The organism is Iodobacter fluviatilis, assembly GCF_900451195.1.
Taxonomy (GTDB): Bacteria; Pseudomonadota; Gammaproteobacteria; order Burkholderiales; family Chitinibacteraceae; genus Iodobacter; species Iodobacter fluviatilis.
The window spans coordinates 1798195-1817289 of the sequence record NZ_UGHR01000001.1 but is presented as its reverse complement, the minus strand read 5'-3'; the positions used below and the strand labels follow the sequence as shown (position 1 = coordinate 1817289).

Below are 19095 nucleotides of genomic sequence, written 5' to 3'. Positions count from 1 at the left end.
TGCTTAAGGCCGTGTAAAAGACATAAACAACGTTAATTTGCTTTCAAGAACAGGAAATACATTATGAGCAGTTCATCCCGCGACGGCTTTACCTCTACCTTTGGTGTGCTTGTTGCCACCCTAGGCTCCGCCGTTGGCCTTGGCAACATCTGGAAATTTCCCTACCTCACCGGGACTAACGGTGGTGCAAGCTTTCTTTTGGTTTACATTATTGCCACACTTTTAGTGGGCTTACCTGTCATGATTACAGAAATCATGCTGGGCCGCGCATCCAGAGCCAATGCAATTACAACCTTTGAAAAGCTAGTCCCCAAAAACCAGGGGTTCTGGAAATTAACGGGCTACATGGGCGTCGCCGCCGCGGTACTCATTCTGGCCTTTTATACTGAAGTGGCTGGCTGGGTGTTTGCATATATTTTCAAAGCCTTATCCGGCCAATTAAGCTCGGTTGACCCAAGCCATACAAAAGCGGTTTTTGGTGAATTAGTGGCCAATCCACAGTCCGCATTAATCTGGCAGTGGCTTGTACTGGGTTTTACCGGCACCATTATTATGTGTGGCGTATCCAAAGGCATTGAAGCGGTCAGTAAAAAACTGATGCCCATATTGTTTTTGCTGCTAATTGCACTTTGTATTCGCAGCCTGACTTTACCCGGTGCAATGCATGGCCTTGAATTCTTATTTACCCCGGATTTTAGTAAAATTAATGCCGCTGTTATTTTAACGGCAGTAGGCCTTGCTTTCTTTAAACTATCCATCGGCATGGGTACCATGCTCACTTATGGTAGCTATTTCCGTGCTGAGCAAAATATTCCACTGACAGCTACCCGGGTGATGTTTGCCGATCTGACCGTCTCCCTGCTTGCCGGAATTGCAATTTTCCCTGCCGTATTTGCATTTGGCTTTGAGCCTGCTGCGGGCCCGTCGCTTGTATTTATTACGATTCCAGCGGTATTTCACAGCATGCCTGGCGGCAGCATTTTTATGGCGCTGTTTTTTATCCTGACAGCCATTGCCGCAACAGGTGCCATTCTTTCCATTTTAGAAGTGCCAGTTGCCATGCTGATTGAACGCTGCGACTGGAGCCGTAAAAAAGCCACGGCCATCAGCATTCTAATCATCGCCTTCTTTGGGCTGCCTGCCGCATTATCCCAATCACTGACCAGTAATTTGAAGTTTTTCGGCCTGAATACTTTTGATTTATTTGACTATATCAGCTCAAATATTCTTATGCCGGTAGGCGGCATTTTAATTTGCCTGTTTGCGGGTTGGTCCTATGGATTACCTAAACTAAAAGAAGCCCTTTCTAACAGTGGCACATTAAATAATTCAACACTCATCAAGGTATTATTTATTTTGCTGCGCTATATTGCGCCTTTATTAATCGGAATTATTCTTTTAAATGGTTTTGGCTGGATTTAAAAACCTGATAAAAAAAGCATCGCGTGGCAATCAAGCCAGCGATGCTTTTTTAGTTTAAGCGGGCCAGGTTATTTTTCTCACCAATAGCGCAATCATCAACGCCCCAAACGCCACAAAGGCTAAGCCCCACCCCAGAGTGCTGATGTGCGCAATAAAGCCGATCACAGGCGGCCCCATCAAAGCACCAATCGACCCCATCGTCGTGACGGCAGCCAAAGCCACAGCCCCTTGCCTTGCTGCTGCCATATAAACACACGGCGAAACAGCGGCCACACCCAAGCCCACCAGTGCAAAAGCAATGAGCGCAGGCAGTACGCCACCCACAGCCAACCCCAGCAACAAGCCCAGCCCGGCAACACTACTTCCTGACAGTAAGAGTGTTCGCTCACCCCAGCGCGCACGCCAGCCATCACCAAACCAGCGGGCCAAAAGCATTGCACCAGAAAAGCTGGCCAGACCAAGCGGCGCAATCCATTGCTCAGCTTGTAAGTCGTTGCGTAAATACAGCGCTGTCCAATCCACCATTGAGCCTTCAACAATGGTACCGAACAAAGCAGTCAAGCCTAGCAAAACGGCCATTCCTGTTGGCAGAGAAAAACGTTTCCCGCCCGCTGACATCGCCTCTGTGCGATCCGCCAGTAAACGGGGCGAAGCCCACAGTACAGCCCCCCAGATCAATACGGCCACAATACAAAGGTGCAGAGGCAACTCAGGAGAAATCCCAGTCATTAAAGATGCAAACAAAGCGGCGGCTAAGCCACCTAAGCTAAAGATGGCATGGAGTCTGGACATAATCGGCTTGCCGTTTTCTAACTCTACCACCACACCCTGCGCATTCATTGCCACATTCAGGCAGCTGTGCGCTACGCCCTCAAAAACCATAATCGCCAGAGCAAAACCATAGCTTGGCGCAAAAGCCAAAGCAGGCAACACCAGCGGCAAGGCCAGCCCTGCCCCTAGGCATACTTTTTTAGATCCAAAGCGCTGTAAGACTGCGGTCGTCACCGGAAAAGAAAACACAGCACCAAGGCCCGCGGCCAGAAGCAAAAAACCAAGCTGTGCCGGATCTAAATTGAGTTGTGATTTAATCGCGGGCAAACGAGAGGCCCAGCTACCATAGTTAAAACCGAGGGCAAAGAAGAGCGCGGCAACCGCATAGGTTGCCGTTTTTAAATGATGGCGAAGCATGTATTTACTCTGGCTGATCGTCGACGAGGGGCGGTAAATCAAAAACAGGCGCGATCGCTGTTTCTCCGCGTTCCAGATGATAAACGAAGGCCAGCAATTCGGCGATGGCACGATACAGTTGCGGGGGAATATGTTGATCTAAATCCACTTGCATCAGCATGGCCACCAGCTCTGGTGACTCATGCACAAACACGCCTGCTTCCTGAGCACGCTCAATAATACGCTCGGCCAATAAGCCCTTCCCCTTGGCAACAACTCGGGGCGAACTATTACCCTGCTGGTAAGCCAGAGCAACGGCTTGCTGACGTGTACTAACGGGGTGTTTACGTGACATTCACAGACCCGGCATTCACGACCTGGCTTGAGACGAGGGTGAGCCCTGCGGCCTCAAAACGATTTTGTAATGACTTGGTTTCAGCACGAATTTTATCTGCCGTTTCAGCAGAGGCTTCAAAACGTAAAGAAAACTCACCATTACGTAACACAGCAACAATACCCACATCACCTAAGTTTGGAAGCTGCAAATCCATTCTGGATTGCCAGCTGCGCTGCATTTCTTCTTGCCTACCACTGGCTTCACGCTCATTTTCCGGTGCCACTTCCCAACGCACAGCCTGCCCAGGCCAAGCTTGCCCATTCCAGACAACCGGACGCTGCTCCAAAACATCAAGTTGCTGCTGTACTAAATGCCGCAGAGCAGCACTGGCATCAGGCGCCAATGCCGGTTTCTCTGTGCCATTTTCTTTAGGGGAAATGAGCGCCGTATTTTTTTCAGCACCATCAGAAGATGCGGCAGTGTTATGCAAGGGCTCTTTAAGTAAGCCCGCCTGCGGCTCCTTGAGCAAAGCCTGCAAAGGTCGTTCGCCATTCACCCACTCAGCCTGATGCGACTCATAAAACAAGCCGCTATCGGCCAGCTTTTGCGCAAGTTTATCGGCCAGCTTTGCCGTATCTGGCACTCCCTCAAACAGCGGCTGGGCCTGATTCAAAACAGAAGCAAGGCCATCCTTGCCTGCCTCACCCTTAGCCAAAAGCGAGGACAGAAAACGTGCGCCTTGGCTAAGAGCCATCTCCTGAGGCAACGCAGGTTGTTGCGCAGCGCCACTATTAATCGAAAAAGTGAGCTTGGGATTGCTGGTCACCACGGTCAGATCCAGCTTTTCACCCGGCTCAGTATTTCTGGGCAAATTTAAATCAAGCAGCTGATCTTTTATCAGAACAGCAAAGCGCCCGTTAGGAAGCAGGCTGGCCACCGTCGCATGCACACGCTCCCCTACGGTATAGCGCACATCATCCGCAGAAATACGCGTTACTTCAGCCACACCCTCTTGCGCTTTAAGGTAGTGCTGAACAAGGCTGATTGGACTGGTGCCGGGCAACATGATTATCTTTGTGTACTGGATCGGTAGAGGGCCACGATTAAATCGGCCTCACCACGCGATATGCCGCATTGATGCGCGACACTATTTGAATCAGCCCCTAGTTTGGCCAAGCGTATTGCGTGACTATAAGGGCTTTCCTGGCTGGACTCTAAAACCAGCTCAGCCGGCTGGCTCCATTCGGCCTGTGTTGCCACAAGGCGCAATTTAAGCGCATCCATTTCAAACCGAAGCTGAGCAATTTCCTTTCGAAGCGCATCCGCTTCAAAAGAATCAGGGCTAACTCCTTTATGCGCAGAAGCTTTGCGCATAAACAGAAGCAATTCAGCCACGTAAAATAAAATTAATACGAGGCTGATATAAAGCAACTGTACCCAAGTGATGACGATGCCATTCATAAGACGATCTCCCCTGCCGGGGCTGGCAGGTCATTATTAGACGTCATACGCGCGTTGTAGTTTTCCGGTGTTATGCATATTTTGCAAAAGCGCAGCCAACTCCCCACGTTGGCTAATCGCCCTTTGCTCCAACTCTTGCACGTCTTGATTGCATTCTTGCAACAGCTCAGCGAGTTGTTGCTGCTCCAAGCTAGTTAACGCGCCCCATTGAATAATAGGCAAATTCGAGCTTAATTCTGCAAAAAATTGCGACTGCAACAACATATTATCCCAATCTTCCGCCTTAGCGGCTGAAAGCATTTTTGTTGTGCACGCTTTCAAATCTGCATACACAGAAAAATCAGATACGCCCATAACTTAAAAGACTCCGGTCTTGTTCATCCCGCTCTGGGGCCGACACGGCTGATTCTACTTTACTAAACCCAATAGACAACCAAGCATCTTTCAGCTGATCAAGTAAACCCAGCATCTCATCCAAACGCTCAGGCGTATTATTGATATTAGCTTGCAGCAATTCAAAGCTGATGTAGTCGTACAAGGCATCCAAGTTTTCTGCCAACTCTCCGCCATTTTCCTTATCCAGAGCCAAACGCAGGCCGTCTTCAATAATCGCAATCGCTTTTGAAATGGCCGCACCTTTTTGCGCGATCAAACCTTGCTGCATATAGATTTTACCCAGCTGAATCGCTTTAATTGCCCCCTCATAGAGCAGCACAATTAATTGATGGGGGCTGGCAGACTCAACCACGGTATCTAAACTTGTTTGCCCATAGGCAGAAAGCGCTTTTTTGACAGCACTCATAAGAATAACTCTCTAAAATATGGCAATAAATACAAAAACAAACATCCGTGACACTATTTATTGGAGCCAGTAAAAGCACATACGAATAGGTGATCGGCCACTTAGACTACAAACCCACTGATGCAGTTTATTTGGGCAGATTAGCAAGCTGCGCCGTCAAATTGCTACTGGTATTTCGCATCGTGGCTATCGCAATATCCATCGCAGTAAACTGCTTTCTATACAGCGCCTCAGTGGCATCATACTGGCGATTCATCCTGACCCGTTTTTCTCCAAGCTGAGCGATACTGGCATTCACGCCATCCGTTTGCTTTGCAACCAGACCAGTACGATCCTTGACCATGCCATCAAGCAATTTATCTAATGCAAAAGCAACCCCGCGATTAAAGGATACAGAGCCATAATCCCCTGCCGTACTGGCAGTCACAATCAGACTTAACCCTTCACTCGCACCTGTCCCCGTTAAGGATTGCCCGGTACCCTTCGCTTTTTCACCACCAATCAGCCCCTCCACATCCGCACCTGCGGTGTAAGTATACCCAACCGTCGGGCCTGAAGGCGTATCCGAATAACCCCCAACCACAATGCCTAAAGTAGCAGCGGTGGTACTTGTTGCCGCATCGCCAACCCCGGTAATTTTAATTTTGGAAGCGCTGCCATAAAGACCTGAAGACAAGTCAAATTTACTTGTTGACTCGTTAAACGCTACACCAACCGTTTTTCCACCCCTTACCAGAGACTCATCGCTATTAATTTTTGACTGCATTTCAGCCGCCAAATCAGCCATCGTGGCATAGCTTCCTTTTGACAAGGTAACAGGCTGGCTGATCACCCCATCCACAGATACCATCAATGTTTTATTATTATCATCAATGGTAATTGGCTTGGGTGCAGAACTAATTGCCAAAGCCATTGAGTCTTTTTGCGTTGTTGGCGGAGCACCCGCAATCACTCTTTCCCGGCTGATATCAAAGTTTTTATTCAGCTTATTGTATTCCACCTTTACCGTATCGCTACCGGAGGTAAACAAAGTGGAATCTGCTTCAATTTTTGACTTAATTTGAGCCGCTAGGCTTTCCGTTGTGTAATCGTTATTATCAAGTGCCAGGCTGGCACTTACGCCGCCCAATGTAACATTTTTAGTGTTATTGCTTGAATCAACTTTAAAAAATGATAATGCAGAGCCGCTATATTTAGCCTGAGTTGCTGGTGTTGTCACCTCAATCGCATATTTACCCGATTGAGTTGCAAGTGAGCCGGATAAAAAAGTAATTTGATTGCTGCTGGCCACACCATTTACAGTAAACAGATTGGCTACATCGCCAGGATGGCTGGAAATAGCGGCTTGTAATTTAGCCTCATTCAGTGATAAATCGCCTTTAGGCGTTGCACCACCCACAATAGTGCCTTTCGCATCCGTCTGATAGCCCGTAAATGACACACCAATATCACTGAGTGATTTAAAATAACTGCCCTCACCCTGCATTTCATTCACAACTGAGCGCATTTGGTTTTGTATGGCACGAATAGCAGAATCGCCATTGAGCGGGGCGGCTTTAGCCGACGTTGTTGCATTTCCCGGCGTATAGCTGGACACATCTTTAAGCGTCTTATTTAATTCGTTATATGCCTTAATAAAACCTTTAATGGAATCTTTAAGGCCAGATAAATCAGCACCAATCGTAATCGTCGTTGGCGCCAGGGTTGTAGCCCCTGTACTGGTTGGGGATGATACCTTGGTTAAATTAATGGTTAAACCTTGGATGGCATCCGATACCGAATTTGTGGGTTTACTGACATTAATCCCGTCAATTTTAAACTTTGCGTCTTTTGCCGCCTGTGTTTCAATTAAATTTCGTGCTCCGGCCGGATCATAAGCTAGGGCAGAAAGGCCCGCTGTATCTGTACTGTTGCCATCAGAATCGGTAACCGTTAATTTAATTGAATTCTCAGCACCAGAGTCTTTACTCGTTAAAACTAAACGGCTGCCCGTACCATCATTCAGGATACTGGCACTGACCCCTTTATTCGCTAAATTAATAGCATCACGTACGCCAGCTAAACTATTGTTTTTATCTGTAATATCAATTGAAAAAGCCGCTTTTTTAGCATTGGCAGTAAAAGTATCATCGCCAGTTGCATCTGTGCCATGTGAATCTACTGTACCAAACTGCAAAGTCAGCGTGCCTGTTCCCAAACCGGTGTTAATACTACTGAACGCATTAGAAGTCAGCTTCTGATTTTGTGCCAGCTGAGAAACTTCCAAGCTATAGGATCCTGGCTGAGCAAGACTATTAGAATTAACCGTTGCAATCGACGAATCAGCCAGCGTGGCGGTCGTGCTTCTGAACGTTTGTACGCTTGAAAGACCTTTTAAAGAAGTCTGAAAAGCGGCCAAAGCACTTTTTACAGAGCCATAGGCGGATATCTTGGCTTGATATGACGCTTCTTTCAGCAATAAAGTTTGTAATGGTGCTTTTTCAGCAGTCATTAATTTATCGATCAGGCCGTTCAGATCCATTCCTGATCCTGAGCCTAAAGAAGCAATAGAAGCCATGATGCCCTCCCTTTTAATTTATCTATTCATCAGAGCGGCGAAATTACGCACGATCTTTTATCAGTAAGCCCTGAAAACGATCTATTGCTTTAGCAATTGAAATCGCCTCTTCACTTGGAAACTGCCGTATCACTTCTTTTGTTTTTGTATCAATCAGTTTCACCACAGGTAATTTTGTTTCTTCTTCAACGGAAAACTGCAAAGAATCCGAAAACCCCTGCACAGCCTGGTTTAATTTTTCAACAGCTTGTTTGACATCTTTGCTATCCGGAGCAGGCTTCAACGCCTGCACTGCATCAGGGCTAACCTTAACAGGCTCAGCACTGGCAACCTTTGCCTGATCGCTAGGAGGCGCATCATGAAAGCGCTCACTAATACTTTTTGCCGCAGCAGGCGTTACAAGCGACGATGTAGATTGGATATCCATGACACACCTTCCTGTAGAAACGCCCCGACAACACGAGTTTGCCGGGGCCTTAACTCATTGAGCTTAATGCATATTAACCGCGTAACAGACTCAGAACTTGGTTAGGCAATGCATTCGCCTGACCCAACATTGCCGTACCCGCTTGTTGCAAGACCTGAGCACGAGTCAGCGCAGCTGTTTCACTTGCGAAGTCTGCATCTCTGATCCGGCTGCGTGCTGCACTCATATTTTCTGACGTTGTAGCCAGATTATTAATCGTAGCAGTGAAGCGGCTTTGCAGCGCACCAAACTTAGCACGTTGGTCATTTACTGTCGACAAAGCGTCATCAACAACACGCAGCGCCTGGTTAGAGCCTTCAACAGTTGAAATGTCAAGCTTTTCAACCGTTTTTAATGTGGATGCATAAGCAGCACCACTGGTTAATGCAGTTGTTGCAGAAGAGCCACCTACAGCCAACACACCAGATGCAAAAGAAGCACCGCTAGTCGTTACAGAGTAAGAGTTAGTGGAGTTCAATACGATCTGACCACCGAAGGTCACTACACCCGAACCTGCTGCAGTAGTAGAAATAGCCCCTGCTTGGCCACTTGCCATATACTGAATCGCACCGCTCGAGTTGGTTGTATCCATATCCCATTTCGTGACCGCGCCACCAAACCCACTGACATTGCTTGGATCATTGCTCAGCGCAATATTAGAGCCATCCGTTGCGATCAGTTTTAGTGCGTATTGAGTTGTCTGGCTAGAATCTTGGAATGTAGACAATTCAGCCGTAATACCTGTCTTAGAAGACTTAGCATTAAAGGCTTGGATGGCTTGAGAATACTCATCGGCCTCAATCTTGCCGTTGTTATCCAGATCGTTCACGTTAAACGATACAGATTCAAATGTGCTGCTCTTGGATGCGGCCGTTAAGCTGTAAGTACCGGAGGCCAGACCTAAGTTAACTTCAGTACGTGCAGAGGCGGTTACACCTGTCCCTGCGGCATTGATTTTATTGGCAATATCTTTTGCCATATCCGTGCCGGAAACAGAAATACTTGTTCCATTAATACTGAATGAGCCAGATGACGTCACCGCTGCACCATCCACATTCACTGTGCCCGTCGCTCCGGCGGTTACAGCCGTAGAGCCGGAAACAGAATTGGTGGTGGCTAAATTACCTGTACCGTTACCCACACCCATTTGGTAAGTACCATATTGGTTTGTGCGTAAGTTTGCAGTATTAGCAGTAATGGTTTGATTGGTATTTGCACCAACTTGGTAAGTTGCTGCAGTAAAGCTACCGTCAAACAATTTCTGACCGTTGAACTCGGTAGAGGTTGCAAAGCGATCCAGCTCGGAGACGAGCTGTGTCACTTCAGAGTTGATCGCCAAGCGGTCATTGGATGTGTTTGTGGCATTGGCAGATTGCACGGCCAATTCACGTACACGTTGCAAAATATCACCCATTTGACTCAGCGCGCCTTCACCGGTTTGCGCAAGCGATACGCCATCGTTGGCATTACGCTTGGCTTGGTCCATCCCCTTGATCTGGGAAGTGAAGCGCTCGGAAATCGCCAGACCCGCTGCATCGTCCTTGGCACTATTAATACGCAGACCCGAGGACAAGCGTTGCAGAGAGTTGGTTAAGCTCATTTGCGAGGTACTTAAATTACGCTGCGCATTGAGTGATGGTACGTTAGTGTTAATGACTTGAGACATGGTACTTCCCCTTGCTTGTCCTAGAATCGGTGCTTAGTGTTTCAGGCATATAAGTAAGCCCTTGTATGCTTTATCGGAAGTGCCTCGATAAACTTGAGGATTATTTGTAATCTTTTTTTCCTCAAGCGAAAGCCTAAGCTGACAACCATGCCGCACGCCATTTATCTAGGTTAACCCCATCCAGCATCCAGTCTTTTAATACGGCTTCTTTTAATGCCCGGCCACTGCCAGCGCTCGCTTCAGGATCAGATAAATGATCATGGATGGCATCCACCCAGTCCTTGTGCTTATTTCTCACCCGGGTTACCGGCAAGCTGCCGCGATAAGGAGCAATATCTGTACAAATCACCGGAAAGCCACAAGCACCGTATTCCAGCAGGCGCAAATTACTCTTGCACTGATTAAATATATTTTGCTCTAAAGGAGCCAAAGCCAAATCTAAATTTAAGCTGGCCAGCTTTGCCGCATAAAGGCCGATCGGCACACCCGCATGAAACTCATGCACAAAGGGGCGCAGCTTATCCGGGCACATCCCAAAAAACACCCACTCCACCTCATTGGCGAGCGCCTTCACCACACTTTCGATTAACTCCAGATCGCCAGTATGGCTTGCTCCGCCGGCCCAGCCCACACGCGGCTTTTTACCCTGATTGCGCTCAGAGTGCAGATCACCCCAGATCGGCACAGGCAAATAATTATTCACCACGTGCATCACCGGATGCATGCCCTCATAAGCATTCGCCAGCTCTTCTGTGGATACCGTAAACCGATCAACAAAGGTCAGCGCCTTGCGCAAAGACTTCACCACATCTTTAGGCATGTGCGTGCGGTGAGCACTTTTAATGGGCACATTGGGCAAATAATCATCCAGCTCGTAAACCTTAAAGGACGGAGAACACGCTTTAGATAACCTTAAGAAATCAAGTTGCTGAGTCGAAATTTGCCGCTGAAACACCATCACATCCGGCGCCAGCTTGGCCAGCTCAAAAGCAGGGAAAAGCTCAAATGCAATGGCCCCCGCTATTTTTTGCGCCTCCAGCATCGCAGCAAAAGGCTGCAAAATACGATACTGCCCGCAGCCGGTCTGATCCGCTGGATGGCAAAGCACCGTTGGCAAAGGCTTCCAGCTTAATGGCCGCCAAGATAATAGCGAGCGGTGCTCTAATTCAAAACCATTGCCACTGAGCGTTAAGTTTTTATTGTATGCAGGATCGTTGCCAATCTCTGGCAGCCACTTGCGGTACATCGCCACTTGCTCGCCCTCAAAGCGCAATTGCTTGGCCGCGGCTTTATCAGGATTAATTTGCGACTGGCTCACACTGCCCTCGTGCATCACTACCGAGTAAGGCGTCCAGACAATCGAATAACCCAGTGTTTTTACTTTCAGGCATAAATCCACATCATTGTATGAAACCTTAAAATCAAGCTCATCCATCCCGCCAGCCTGCTCATACACCGATTTGCGCACCATCATGCACGCTGCGGTAACCACAGAATATTGCTGATCTAACTGCAAACGGTGCATATAGCCGGATTCTTCTAATGAAGCCCCAATGCAGGGATGATCAGCCGGCCCGCGCAAGCCCAGCACAACCCCGGCATGCTGAACCAAGCCATTCGGGTACAATAACTTCGCACCTACAATACCCACTTCAGGTCGCATGGCATGATGCAATAGCTCTTCCAGCCATGAATTCTGAATAATGGCTGTATCGTTATTAAGCAGCACAAGATAATCACCGTTGGCCTGGCCCACTGCGGCATTATTAATGGCAGAAAAATTAAACGCATGCGGATATTCAAACACCCGCAAACGATAACTCAGTAATAATTCAAGCTGCTCAAGATAAGGGAGTACCAGCGGATCATCACTATTATTATCAATAATAATAATTTCATAATTCGGATAACTGGTTTTTTCTAAAATAGATTCAATGCAACGCTGCAGCATAGGCAGCTGATTTTTAGTCGGAATAATAATACTGACCAATGGGCGCTCTGGCAGCGCATACTTCACCCGCAGCGCCCCCTCTACCCGGCCATTAGCTAAAATTTCAGCCCTGATATTCTGGCGCTGCAAGTGCAAATCAATTAAATCCGAAAAAGCTTTATAACGCCGAGGATTCGATAATTGCCGTGACTCATTAATTTGCAAATGCGTTAATACTTCAGGAATATGGCCAATTGCGCCTGACCCTTCCTGCTCATAGCAATGTAATAAAAGAGCCAGCTGCTCCGCGCCCCAGCCTTCCATTTCAGCATAAACATCAGAAAAATCAGCCACGGACCTGAGCAATAAAAAGCCATCCGCATAGGGAATACTGCGTAATAAATTGATATCAAAATCAGGTTTAAAACGGGGGCAGGCTGGGCGACCGTCTGCATTCATTACATCATCATCAAAATAAACCAGCTTCCATTCAGGGTGATCAACCAGCTGATGCATGGCCAATAACAAACCGCTCATGGTTAACTGATCACCCGCCTCCAATACTCCTAGCCAGCCACCATCATCCTGATGGGCCAACGTATTTAAAATGGCAGAATAAAAACCATCTTTTACCTGAATCCACTCGATGCCGGATTCCGGCATTGGATTAGCCGAGCTGGAGCAAACAAGCAGTTTCACATTGGCATAAAACTGGCGTGAAACACTATTAATGGTTTCAATCAGGCCATTTTTATTTGCAAAGCGATCAACAATACAAATTTTAACTTCAGGCAAAGCAACCGCTTCTGCATGCAAATCAAATAACTTAGCTTCAGGAATGCACAACTCCTGCTTAGATAACCAGTGCAAATATTCTTCACTACTATTGGGGAAGCGTGGATTAGGCACATTGCCCTGATAACCCGAATCAACCGTCAATAAGCCCTGATGATAAGCAATTAAGGGGAAAATCCGCTCAATTGCATGCGCGAGCGTGCCATTGGTCTGCCCTGATTCGGGCTCAAAATCTTCTTCAGAAATATTCAGGGCGTTAAATGAATTAAAAATCCGCCCACGGCACCAGAACATAGAGCCGCCCGGAAACTCATACGCCATTTCATCTAAATTAAACCCAAGGCGCGCCGCTAATTCCCGCAACAAACTAATATTACCACCCGGCGTATAATGTGCATGAACCAGCACCCCCGCCCCGGTCACAATCCCCACCTCTGGGCGGGTATTAAATAAATCAAAAATAGCCTGCACGCCTTCTTTTGAAGGCAATAAAGAAATTAATAACTCTTCACGCCATTTTTGCACCAGCTCCGGATCTAAATGGGGGGATTTCTTGGTATGTAATTTACATACAAAATCGTAATCAGCCAGATTCTCGTGCTGCAAAAGACCAAACAAGGGGCCAATATCACGCCCTCTGTTTGCGGTGATATATAATTTTGCATCCGAAAAATGAAGCGCGAGCAAATCGCTGACAATATGTTTATTTTCAGCCGTAGTAGTTACAAAGAAATCAAAGGGGAACGGAATGTTTTTTAATAACTCACGAATATCATCCCACTGCTCCACATAATATAAATGCAAAGCCACCGCAATACGTAAGGGCCCATTTTTCTTCAGTAATCCCTGCTGCCGATATTCATGATCAAGGCCAACCTGCAGCGCCATATTTTGTGCCAACTGCAATTCTAAACGATCAAATAATTCAAACCGGGCCGCAGACAAAACGGGATCTAAACAAATTTGGGGCAGAACAGCTGCACGATCGTAGGCCGCTTCCAGCGAATGAACAAATGTTTCATCCGCATGGTAAAGCCGTGTTGCCGTACGCCCAAAAAGACCACGCCACTCGCGAAAGGCACGATCGTCCATTAATCGCTGAATATCTCTTTGATAAGAAGGCGCATCCGACCATACATACAGTGACGTAGGCATGGTGGCTTCAATATCTAAAGCAAACTCGCATGCTCTCCAGGCTGCTGGTGCAAAGCGCACCACAGGCTTACCCATCGCAGCAGCTTCAAATAATGCAGTGGGCGAAGTAAAAGGCACTGCATCTAGGTAAACATCGCAGGCCGTGTAAGCCGCCACTAGGCTTTCTTCAAACAAATGACCAATGCAATGCACACGCCCGGCAAATTTGGCAGAAAATTCAGCCCAGGGTGCAGTCGGATCTGGGCCCACCAAAATTAAATGCGCTCTAGGATTATTTTCAAGCACAGGGGCAAGTAAATCCGCAAGGCAAATACCTTCAATGGGCAGGTATTTATAAGGCGAACCACAAGACATTAATACAAAAGCATCTTTATCAATTGCGCATTCCGCACGAATATCACGTACTACGGCTTTCTCAAGTCTTTGAAAATCCAAAGGAATAGGAATCCAGCCGATGTTTTCTTTAGCAATACCACGGCGGCTATTCAGCAGGGCAGCCGACATACTTAAAACAATATTTGATACCGTCGCCCCCAGCCAGAATGTGTGGGCCGCATGGTCCTGAAAAATAACCGGCGGAGGTGCTTTCATACCTGCCAGTGCGGCATTGGCCAATACATCATGAGGATGAATCAGTAATACCACCCGATCAGCATCATTTATTCTTTGGCGCAAATGACTTGCACGCTCTAAAAGAGTGGGTGAATTTAATACAACAATGGTGAGCCTTCCCTCTTCGGAAAGAGCTTGTAATTGCACGGGAACAGGATCAATTTGCTGAGTTAATACTAAAGTATGGTGAGAATTTTTATCCAGCTCAATCCAGCGCCATGCAATACGGCTGTGCCCGCCACTTGCTGAAACATTGGTCATGATGGTTAAAATACGGCGCTGCTTGCGAGGGGCAGAAACCCCGTTTTTTAATACTGGCAGATGGCCTGATACGCCCGCAATCAGCTGTTCAAGCTCGCTGCTGGCAAATAAGCCCATACTGTGATGCCAGGCAAACATAGCCAAATCCTGTGCCTGACGTAATACTTGCTCGTATTTTTTATTTAAAAGTAAGGATTTTATTTCTTTAATATCGCGTTCAAATTTAAGCAGGTTTTCAGAAACTTGCGATTCAAATGACATAAGTACCACCATAAATTATTATTGAATCGCCAGTGGCCACAAGCCGCGATCAAAATGAGCAAAAGACTAGCTGTAAAGGGCAATATTCTGAAAGAAATGGGTGACATGATGGCAGACAAAGCGTACCTGATCATGGTTCATTTCATTAAACATCGGCAATCTTAATAAGCGCATGGAAACATCAATCGTGACATTTAAATCACCATGCGCCCGCCCGAGGCGCATCCCCGCAGGAGAATTATGCAAGGGTACATAATGAAAAACAGCATTAATCCCCTGCTTAGTTAAATAGTGAATCAAGTTTTTACGCTCAATTTCATTTTTACATAAGACGTAAAAAATATGGCCAATTGAGCGATGACCATCACGCACATAGGGCAATACCAAATGCCCTGTATCTGCCAGCGGCTGTAAAAGCTGCATGTATTTTTCATATAAAGCACGGCGGTTGGAATTAATTCGTTTCGCCTGCTCTAATTGGGCAAACAAAAAAGCGGCCGTTAATTCACTGGGTAGAAATGAGGAGCCAATATCTACCCAGGTATATTTATCAACCTGCCCCTGAAAAAATGCTTTCCGATTTGTGCCTTTATGCCAGATTATTTCTGCACGCTCGATCAATTCAGGATTATTAATCAGCAGTGCACCGCCTTCTCCGCTGATAATATTTTTTGTCTCATGAAAACTAAGGCAGCCCAAGTCACCAATCGTACCCAGCGCCCTGCTCTCATCAAAAGCCAAGATAGCCTGAGCAGCGTCTTCAATCAGTTTAATATTATATTTTTTGCATAGTGCTTCTAATGCCTGCATAGCGCAGGGCTGGCCTGCATAATGCACGGCAACAATGGCTTTAGTGCGATCTGTAATCGCCGCCTCAACCAGGCTTTCATCCAGATTTAAAGTATCTGGGCGAATATCCACAAATACGGGTGTCGCTCCGCGCAACACAAAGGCATTCGCGGTAGAAACAAAGGTAAATGAAGGCATAATCACCTCATCCCCCGGCCCTACATCTGCCAAAATTGCACTCATTTCAAGCGCTGCTGTACAAGACTGTGTAAGCAGCACTTTTTTGCAGTGTAATTCTGTTTCAAGCCATGCCTGACAACGCCGGGTAAATTGGCCATCTCCGGAAATAGAGCCATTAATCACCGCCTGGGCAATATAAAACAACTCTTTGCCAACAATAAAAGGCTTGGCAAAAGGAATGGGTAACAGACTCATTTTTTTATTTTCCTGAAGATGCCAAAGAGTTTATATCCCAAATAATCATCGTGCAGCATATCTGTATTCAGCGCCTGCAGGCCTTGCAGCGGTTTACCGCTTAATTGCTGGTATACAGCGGCCACTGTGTCTTCCGGATAAGTTTGAATCCGGTCAAGCTCGGTAATATAGGTTTCTAGGAAACACACTTCAAAACCGGCCTTAAGTAATAAAGCGCTTAAGGTATCAGGCGTAAAATAGCTCCAATGCCCATGACATACATTTGAATTTTTCGCGCCTTCGATACGCAGCAACAGGCTATTGAAATTGGGCACCTGAACAATTAAATAGCCAGGGTCAGCCAATTGGCTACTGACTATGGATAAAAATGGCAAGGGGTCTGCGATATGCTCCAAGACATCCAAAACAACAATTGCATCAAAAGGCATTTCATCTGCAGGCAACGCCTCTGGGTATTCCCCCTGTATAACGGTAAACCCCTTAGTTTGCGATAATGCCACCGCGTCAGCATTAATCTCGACACCCATCATTTGCCAGCCTAATTCCTGAGCGGCTTCAAGCAAAACGCCATTTGATGAGCCAATTTCCAAACCCTTACCCTGCCCAATCAACTGGTGCATCCGGCCAGCCACATACCGGGCCTTTTCACGCTCCAAAAAAGCATAAGTATCCGTTTGCTTTTGCAATAAATGACACTGCGCTGAAGAACTGTTCTCATAACGCAAACGCTCTTGCTCTGGGGTAATAACTTCACAGCTATAAATAAAACCACACCCCCCGCAGGCTAATAAATGCATTCCATGCGCTGTCATGACTAATCCTGCATTTTGATGCAGCGCCCCGCATTGAGGGCAATCACGCTGATAGGTAAGCCCCGGCAAAAAATCTCCCGCTGAGTCTAATAATGCAGCAAAAGTTTCTTTTTCTGCTTGCCGCAACAATCCAACTGCAGATGCTAAAGCAGATCGAGTTCCGGGAATTAACGCCGCATCAAAGCGGTTTTTATCAAGATCAATCAAGGCAACACCCTAATATGGTTACAGCATTTTTCACAAGCCATTAAGCGAAGAGAAATTCAGTTTAAATATTAATTATTATTTTTCTTTCTTTTTCGCTCTATTCACTCAATGAGTTCTCAATGGCTTTTTCCAACCATGCGCTTGTGCTGATCCCCGCTGCAGCAGCTGCCTCAGCTATTTGTTGCTTAAGCACGGGATCAACCCCCTCTAACTGGCCATAATATCTTTTCCTGATACTTCCACCCCGCACACCCTGATGAGGTACATCAATATTCATATAAGGCATTGAGGGCGCAACGGCAAAATCGATAATATAAAAACAATTTCCCAATACCCAGCTTAAATGAACATCAGAGGCTGTTTCCGGAAGCAATGCCAGTGGTGGCTCTAAAGCCCACAACTTATTATTACAAATAGCCATTTTTCCATACTCATGCTCTTTCAGCCACGGAGCAATCCCTTCATCCCCCAATACAACCCTGCCACCCACCTTCACCACACGAGACATTTCACTAATGGCCGCTTTCATATCTGAAAACAAATTGATGCCTCCAAAATGATATGCGGCATCAAAATAATCATCCTCAAAGGGCAGCATGGACGCATTAGAAACACTCAGATAAATATTCTTCAGGTCAAATTCATCTGATACCGTATTTTTTAATATCCGAGCTGTAGCAGCAACCATTAAATCAGAGATATCTTGGGCATAAACCTCCCCTTTTTCACCCACTTTAGGAAGCACGCTCAAAATATCATTACCCAAACCGCAGCCAGTGATCAATACCCGATCACCTTTTTTCAAATTTAATTTATCAAGCAGTGCACTTCTGAATATTGATTCATCAACATTAAAAGTTTCAAATAACCAAGAAAGAAAATTATCATAGGCTTGCTCAGAATGATCTCTGCTGTACATTACCTGAGATATTTTATCTCCGCCTGACAATAGATTTTCATCAATAAACACCGGGATTTTATTAATCATATCCGCATTAAGAAATGGGTAGCAGCCCCCCTGCAAGCTGCTTAAACCAGCATCTGAGATGAATAGTTTTTCTTTTGATAATGGACAGCAATATTGACCAATCGACATAAATACCCCTTTATAGCAGACAATCGCTGATACTTTCAGCGAGATAAATATTCAGATACAGAATTAAATTCCTGAAATGTAAACCCTAAGATTTCTTTTTCCTCAGCAGTCAGAGAAACATCAGGCATAATCTTGGGAATATTGATTTGCTGCTTAAAAAATGGAATATTATATAAATGGTTCACTGCCCTGCGCTCTGAGCCTGTGCTGTTAAACCCACCTGAATGAAAAACCATACAATCCAAAATAATAAAAGAGCCCGCCTTTGCTTCAATTTGCACTGCATTATTTTTTATAAAATGTGCTGATGGGAAAGCCTCTGCCTTATGAGATGCCGGCAATAAAAAGGTGGACCCATTTTCACAAGTAAAGTCATCAACACAAAACAGGGCATTAATGGCAATCGGCATGGAGGAAACAAAATGCTGATAAGGAATATCCCTGTGCCACGCAGCTTGATTATAAGTTTCCCCTGGCGGATTAATAACGCCATTCTGCTGATTAAGAATAAACTTCCCCATAATTAATTTTTTAATGACGGGTAATAAATTTTTATTCAGCGCCAAGCGGAGAAACGCTTCATCACCATGAGTCAAAGGGGCCCGAATAGTATTGTACTCATTCGCAGCCCTCAGCTTTTCCTCACCCTGATTTTTAATATATTCAGCACGGGTATGGTTAAACACTTCAGATAAATTATTTAACTCTGAAGAAGAATAACCAGAATCAATCACGCCATAGCCAAGCATTCTGATCTGCTCAACGACCTCATCAATCACGGAATCAGATTGATTCTGAATAAGAATGCCGTACGATACCTCTGGTATATTATTTTTTGCCATCATTGATGATATCTCATTTGCT

Annotated in this window: 15 protein-coding genes; 1 reads left to right on the top strand and 14 read right to left on the bottom strand. The window is 46.1% G+C overall.

Annotated elements, in window-relative coordinates; genetic code table 11:
- Positions 1-63: 63 nt before the first annotated feature.
- On the top strand, positions 64-1422 hold the full coding sequence (locus DYD62_RS08280) for a sodium-dependent transporter (RefSeq protein WP_115226888.1): 1359 nt from the start codon (positions 64-66) through the stop codon (positions 1420-1422).
- Positions 1423-1476: 54 nt separating this feature from the next.
- Here the strand turns inward: DYD62_RS08280 and DYD62_RS08275 are convergent, their stop codons facing one another.
- From DYD62_RS08275 to DYD62_RS08210, 14 genes are all read right to left on the bottom strand, one after another.
- Positions 1477-2610 carry an MFS transporter gene (locus DYD62_RS08275; RefSeq protein WP_115226887.1) on the bottom strand — a complete coding sequence of 378 codons (1134 nt, stop codon included), beginning with the start codon at positions 2608-2610 and terminating at the stop codon, positions 1477-1479.
- A 4-nt stretch (positions 2611-2614) separates the two neighbouring features.
- Positions 2615-2944: an EscU/YscU/HrcU family type III secretion system export apparatus switch protein gene (locus DYD62_RS08270; protein WP_115226886.1), complete on the bottom strand. Its 330-nt coding sequence runs from the start codon at positions 2942-2944 to the stop codon at positions 2615-2617.
- A complete protein-coding gene (gene fliK, locus DYD62_RS08265; protein ID WP_115226885.1) occupies positions 2934-3992 on the bottom strand; it encodes a flagellar hook-length control protein FliK in 1059 nt (352 codons plus the stop codon). Before fliK ends, DYD62_RS08270 begins: the two co-directional genes overlap by 11 nt.
- A gap of 2 nt (positions 3993-3994) precedes the next feature.
- Entirely contained in the window at positions 3995-4387 is a 393-nt protein-coding gene (locus DYD62_RS08260) for a DUF2802 domain-containing protein (protein ID WP_099398482.1), read from the bottom strand.
- A 36-nt stretch (positions 4388-4423) separates the two neighbouring features.
- On the bottom strand, positions 4424-4741 hold the full coding sequence (locus tag DYD62_RS08255) for a flagellar protein FliT (protein WP_099398481.1): 318 nt from the start codon (positions 4739-4741) through the stop codon (positions 4424-4426).
- Positions 4728-5189: a flagellar export chaperone FliS gene (gene fliS / locus DYD62_RS08250; protein WP_115226884.1), complete on the bottom strand. Its 462-nt coding sequence runs from the start codon at positions 5187-5189 to the stop codon at positions 4728-4730. The genes DYD62_RS08255 and fliS overlap by 14 nt, the downstream gene beginning before the upstream one ends.
- A gap of 127 nt (positions 5190-5316) precedes the next feature.
- Positions 5317-7746: a flagellar filament capping protein FliD gene (gene fliD, locus DYD62_RS08245; protein WP_115226883.1), complete on the bottom strand. Its 2430-nt coding sequence runs from the start codon at positions 7744-7746 to the stop codon at positions 5317-5319.
- 43 nt (positions 7747-7789) lie between these two features.
- Complete coding sequence (locus DYD62_RS08240) at positions 7790-8173, bottom strand: flagellar protein FlaG (RefSeq protein WP_115226882.1); 384 nt, start codon at positions 8171-8173, stop codon at positions 7790-7792.
- 73 nt (positions 8174-8246) lie between these two features.
- Positions 8247-9878 (bottom strand): flagellin N-terminal helical domain-containing protein, encoded by a 1632-nt coding sequence (locus DYD62_RS08235; RefSeq protein ID WP_115226881.1) that lies wholly within the window; start codon positions 9876-9878, stop codon positions 8247-8249.
- Between the two features lie 133 nt (positions 9879-10011).
- Positions 10012-14892 carry a rhamnan synthesis F family protein gene (locus DYD62_RS08230; RefSeq protein ID WP_165928603.1) on the bottom strand — a complete coding sequence of 1627 codons (4881 nt, stop codon included), beginning with the start codon at positions 14890-14892 and terminating at the stop codon, positions 10012-10014.
- Between the two features lie 66 nt (positions 14893-14958).
- Complete coding sequence (gene rffA / locus DYD62_RS08225) at positions 14959-16116, bottom strand: dTDP-4-amino-4,6-dideoxygalactose transaminase (RefSeq protein WP_115226879.1); 1158 nt, start codon at positions 16114-16116, stop codon at positions 14959-14961.
- Complete coding sequence (locus DYD62_RS08220) at positions 16113-17135, bottom strand: class I SAM-dependent methyltransferase (protein WP_233702889.1); 1023 nt, start codon at positions 17133-17135, stop codon at positions 16113-16115. The genes rffA and DYD62_RS08220 overlap by 4 nt, the downstream gene beginning before the upstream one ends.
- 97 nt (positions 17136-17232) lie before the next feature.
- A complete protein-coding gene (locus DYD62_RS08215; RefSeq protein WP_115226878.1) occupies positions 17233-18231 on the bottom strand; it encodes a class I SAM-dependent methyltransferase in 999 nt (332 codons plus the stop codon).
- Positions 18232-18266: 35 nt separating this feature from the next.
- Positions 18267-19076 (bottom strand): phytanoyl-CoA dioxygenase family protein, encoded by an 810-nt coding sequence (locus DYD62_RS08210; protein ID WP_207916317.1) that lies wholly within the window; start codon positions 19074-19076, stop codon positions 18267-18269.
- Positions 19077-19095: the final 19 nt, after the last annotated feature.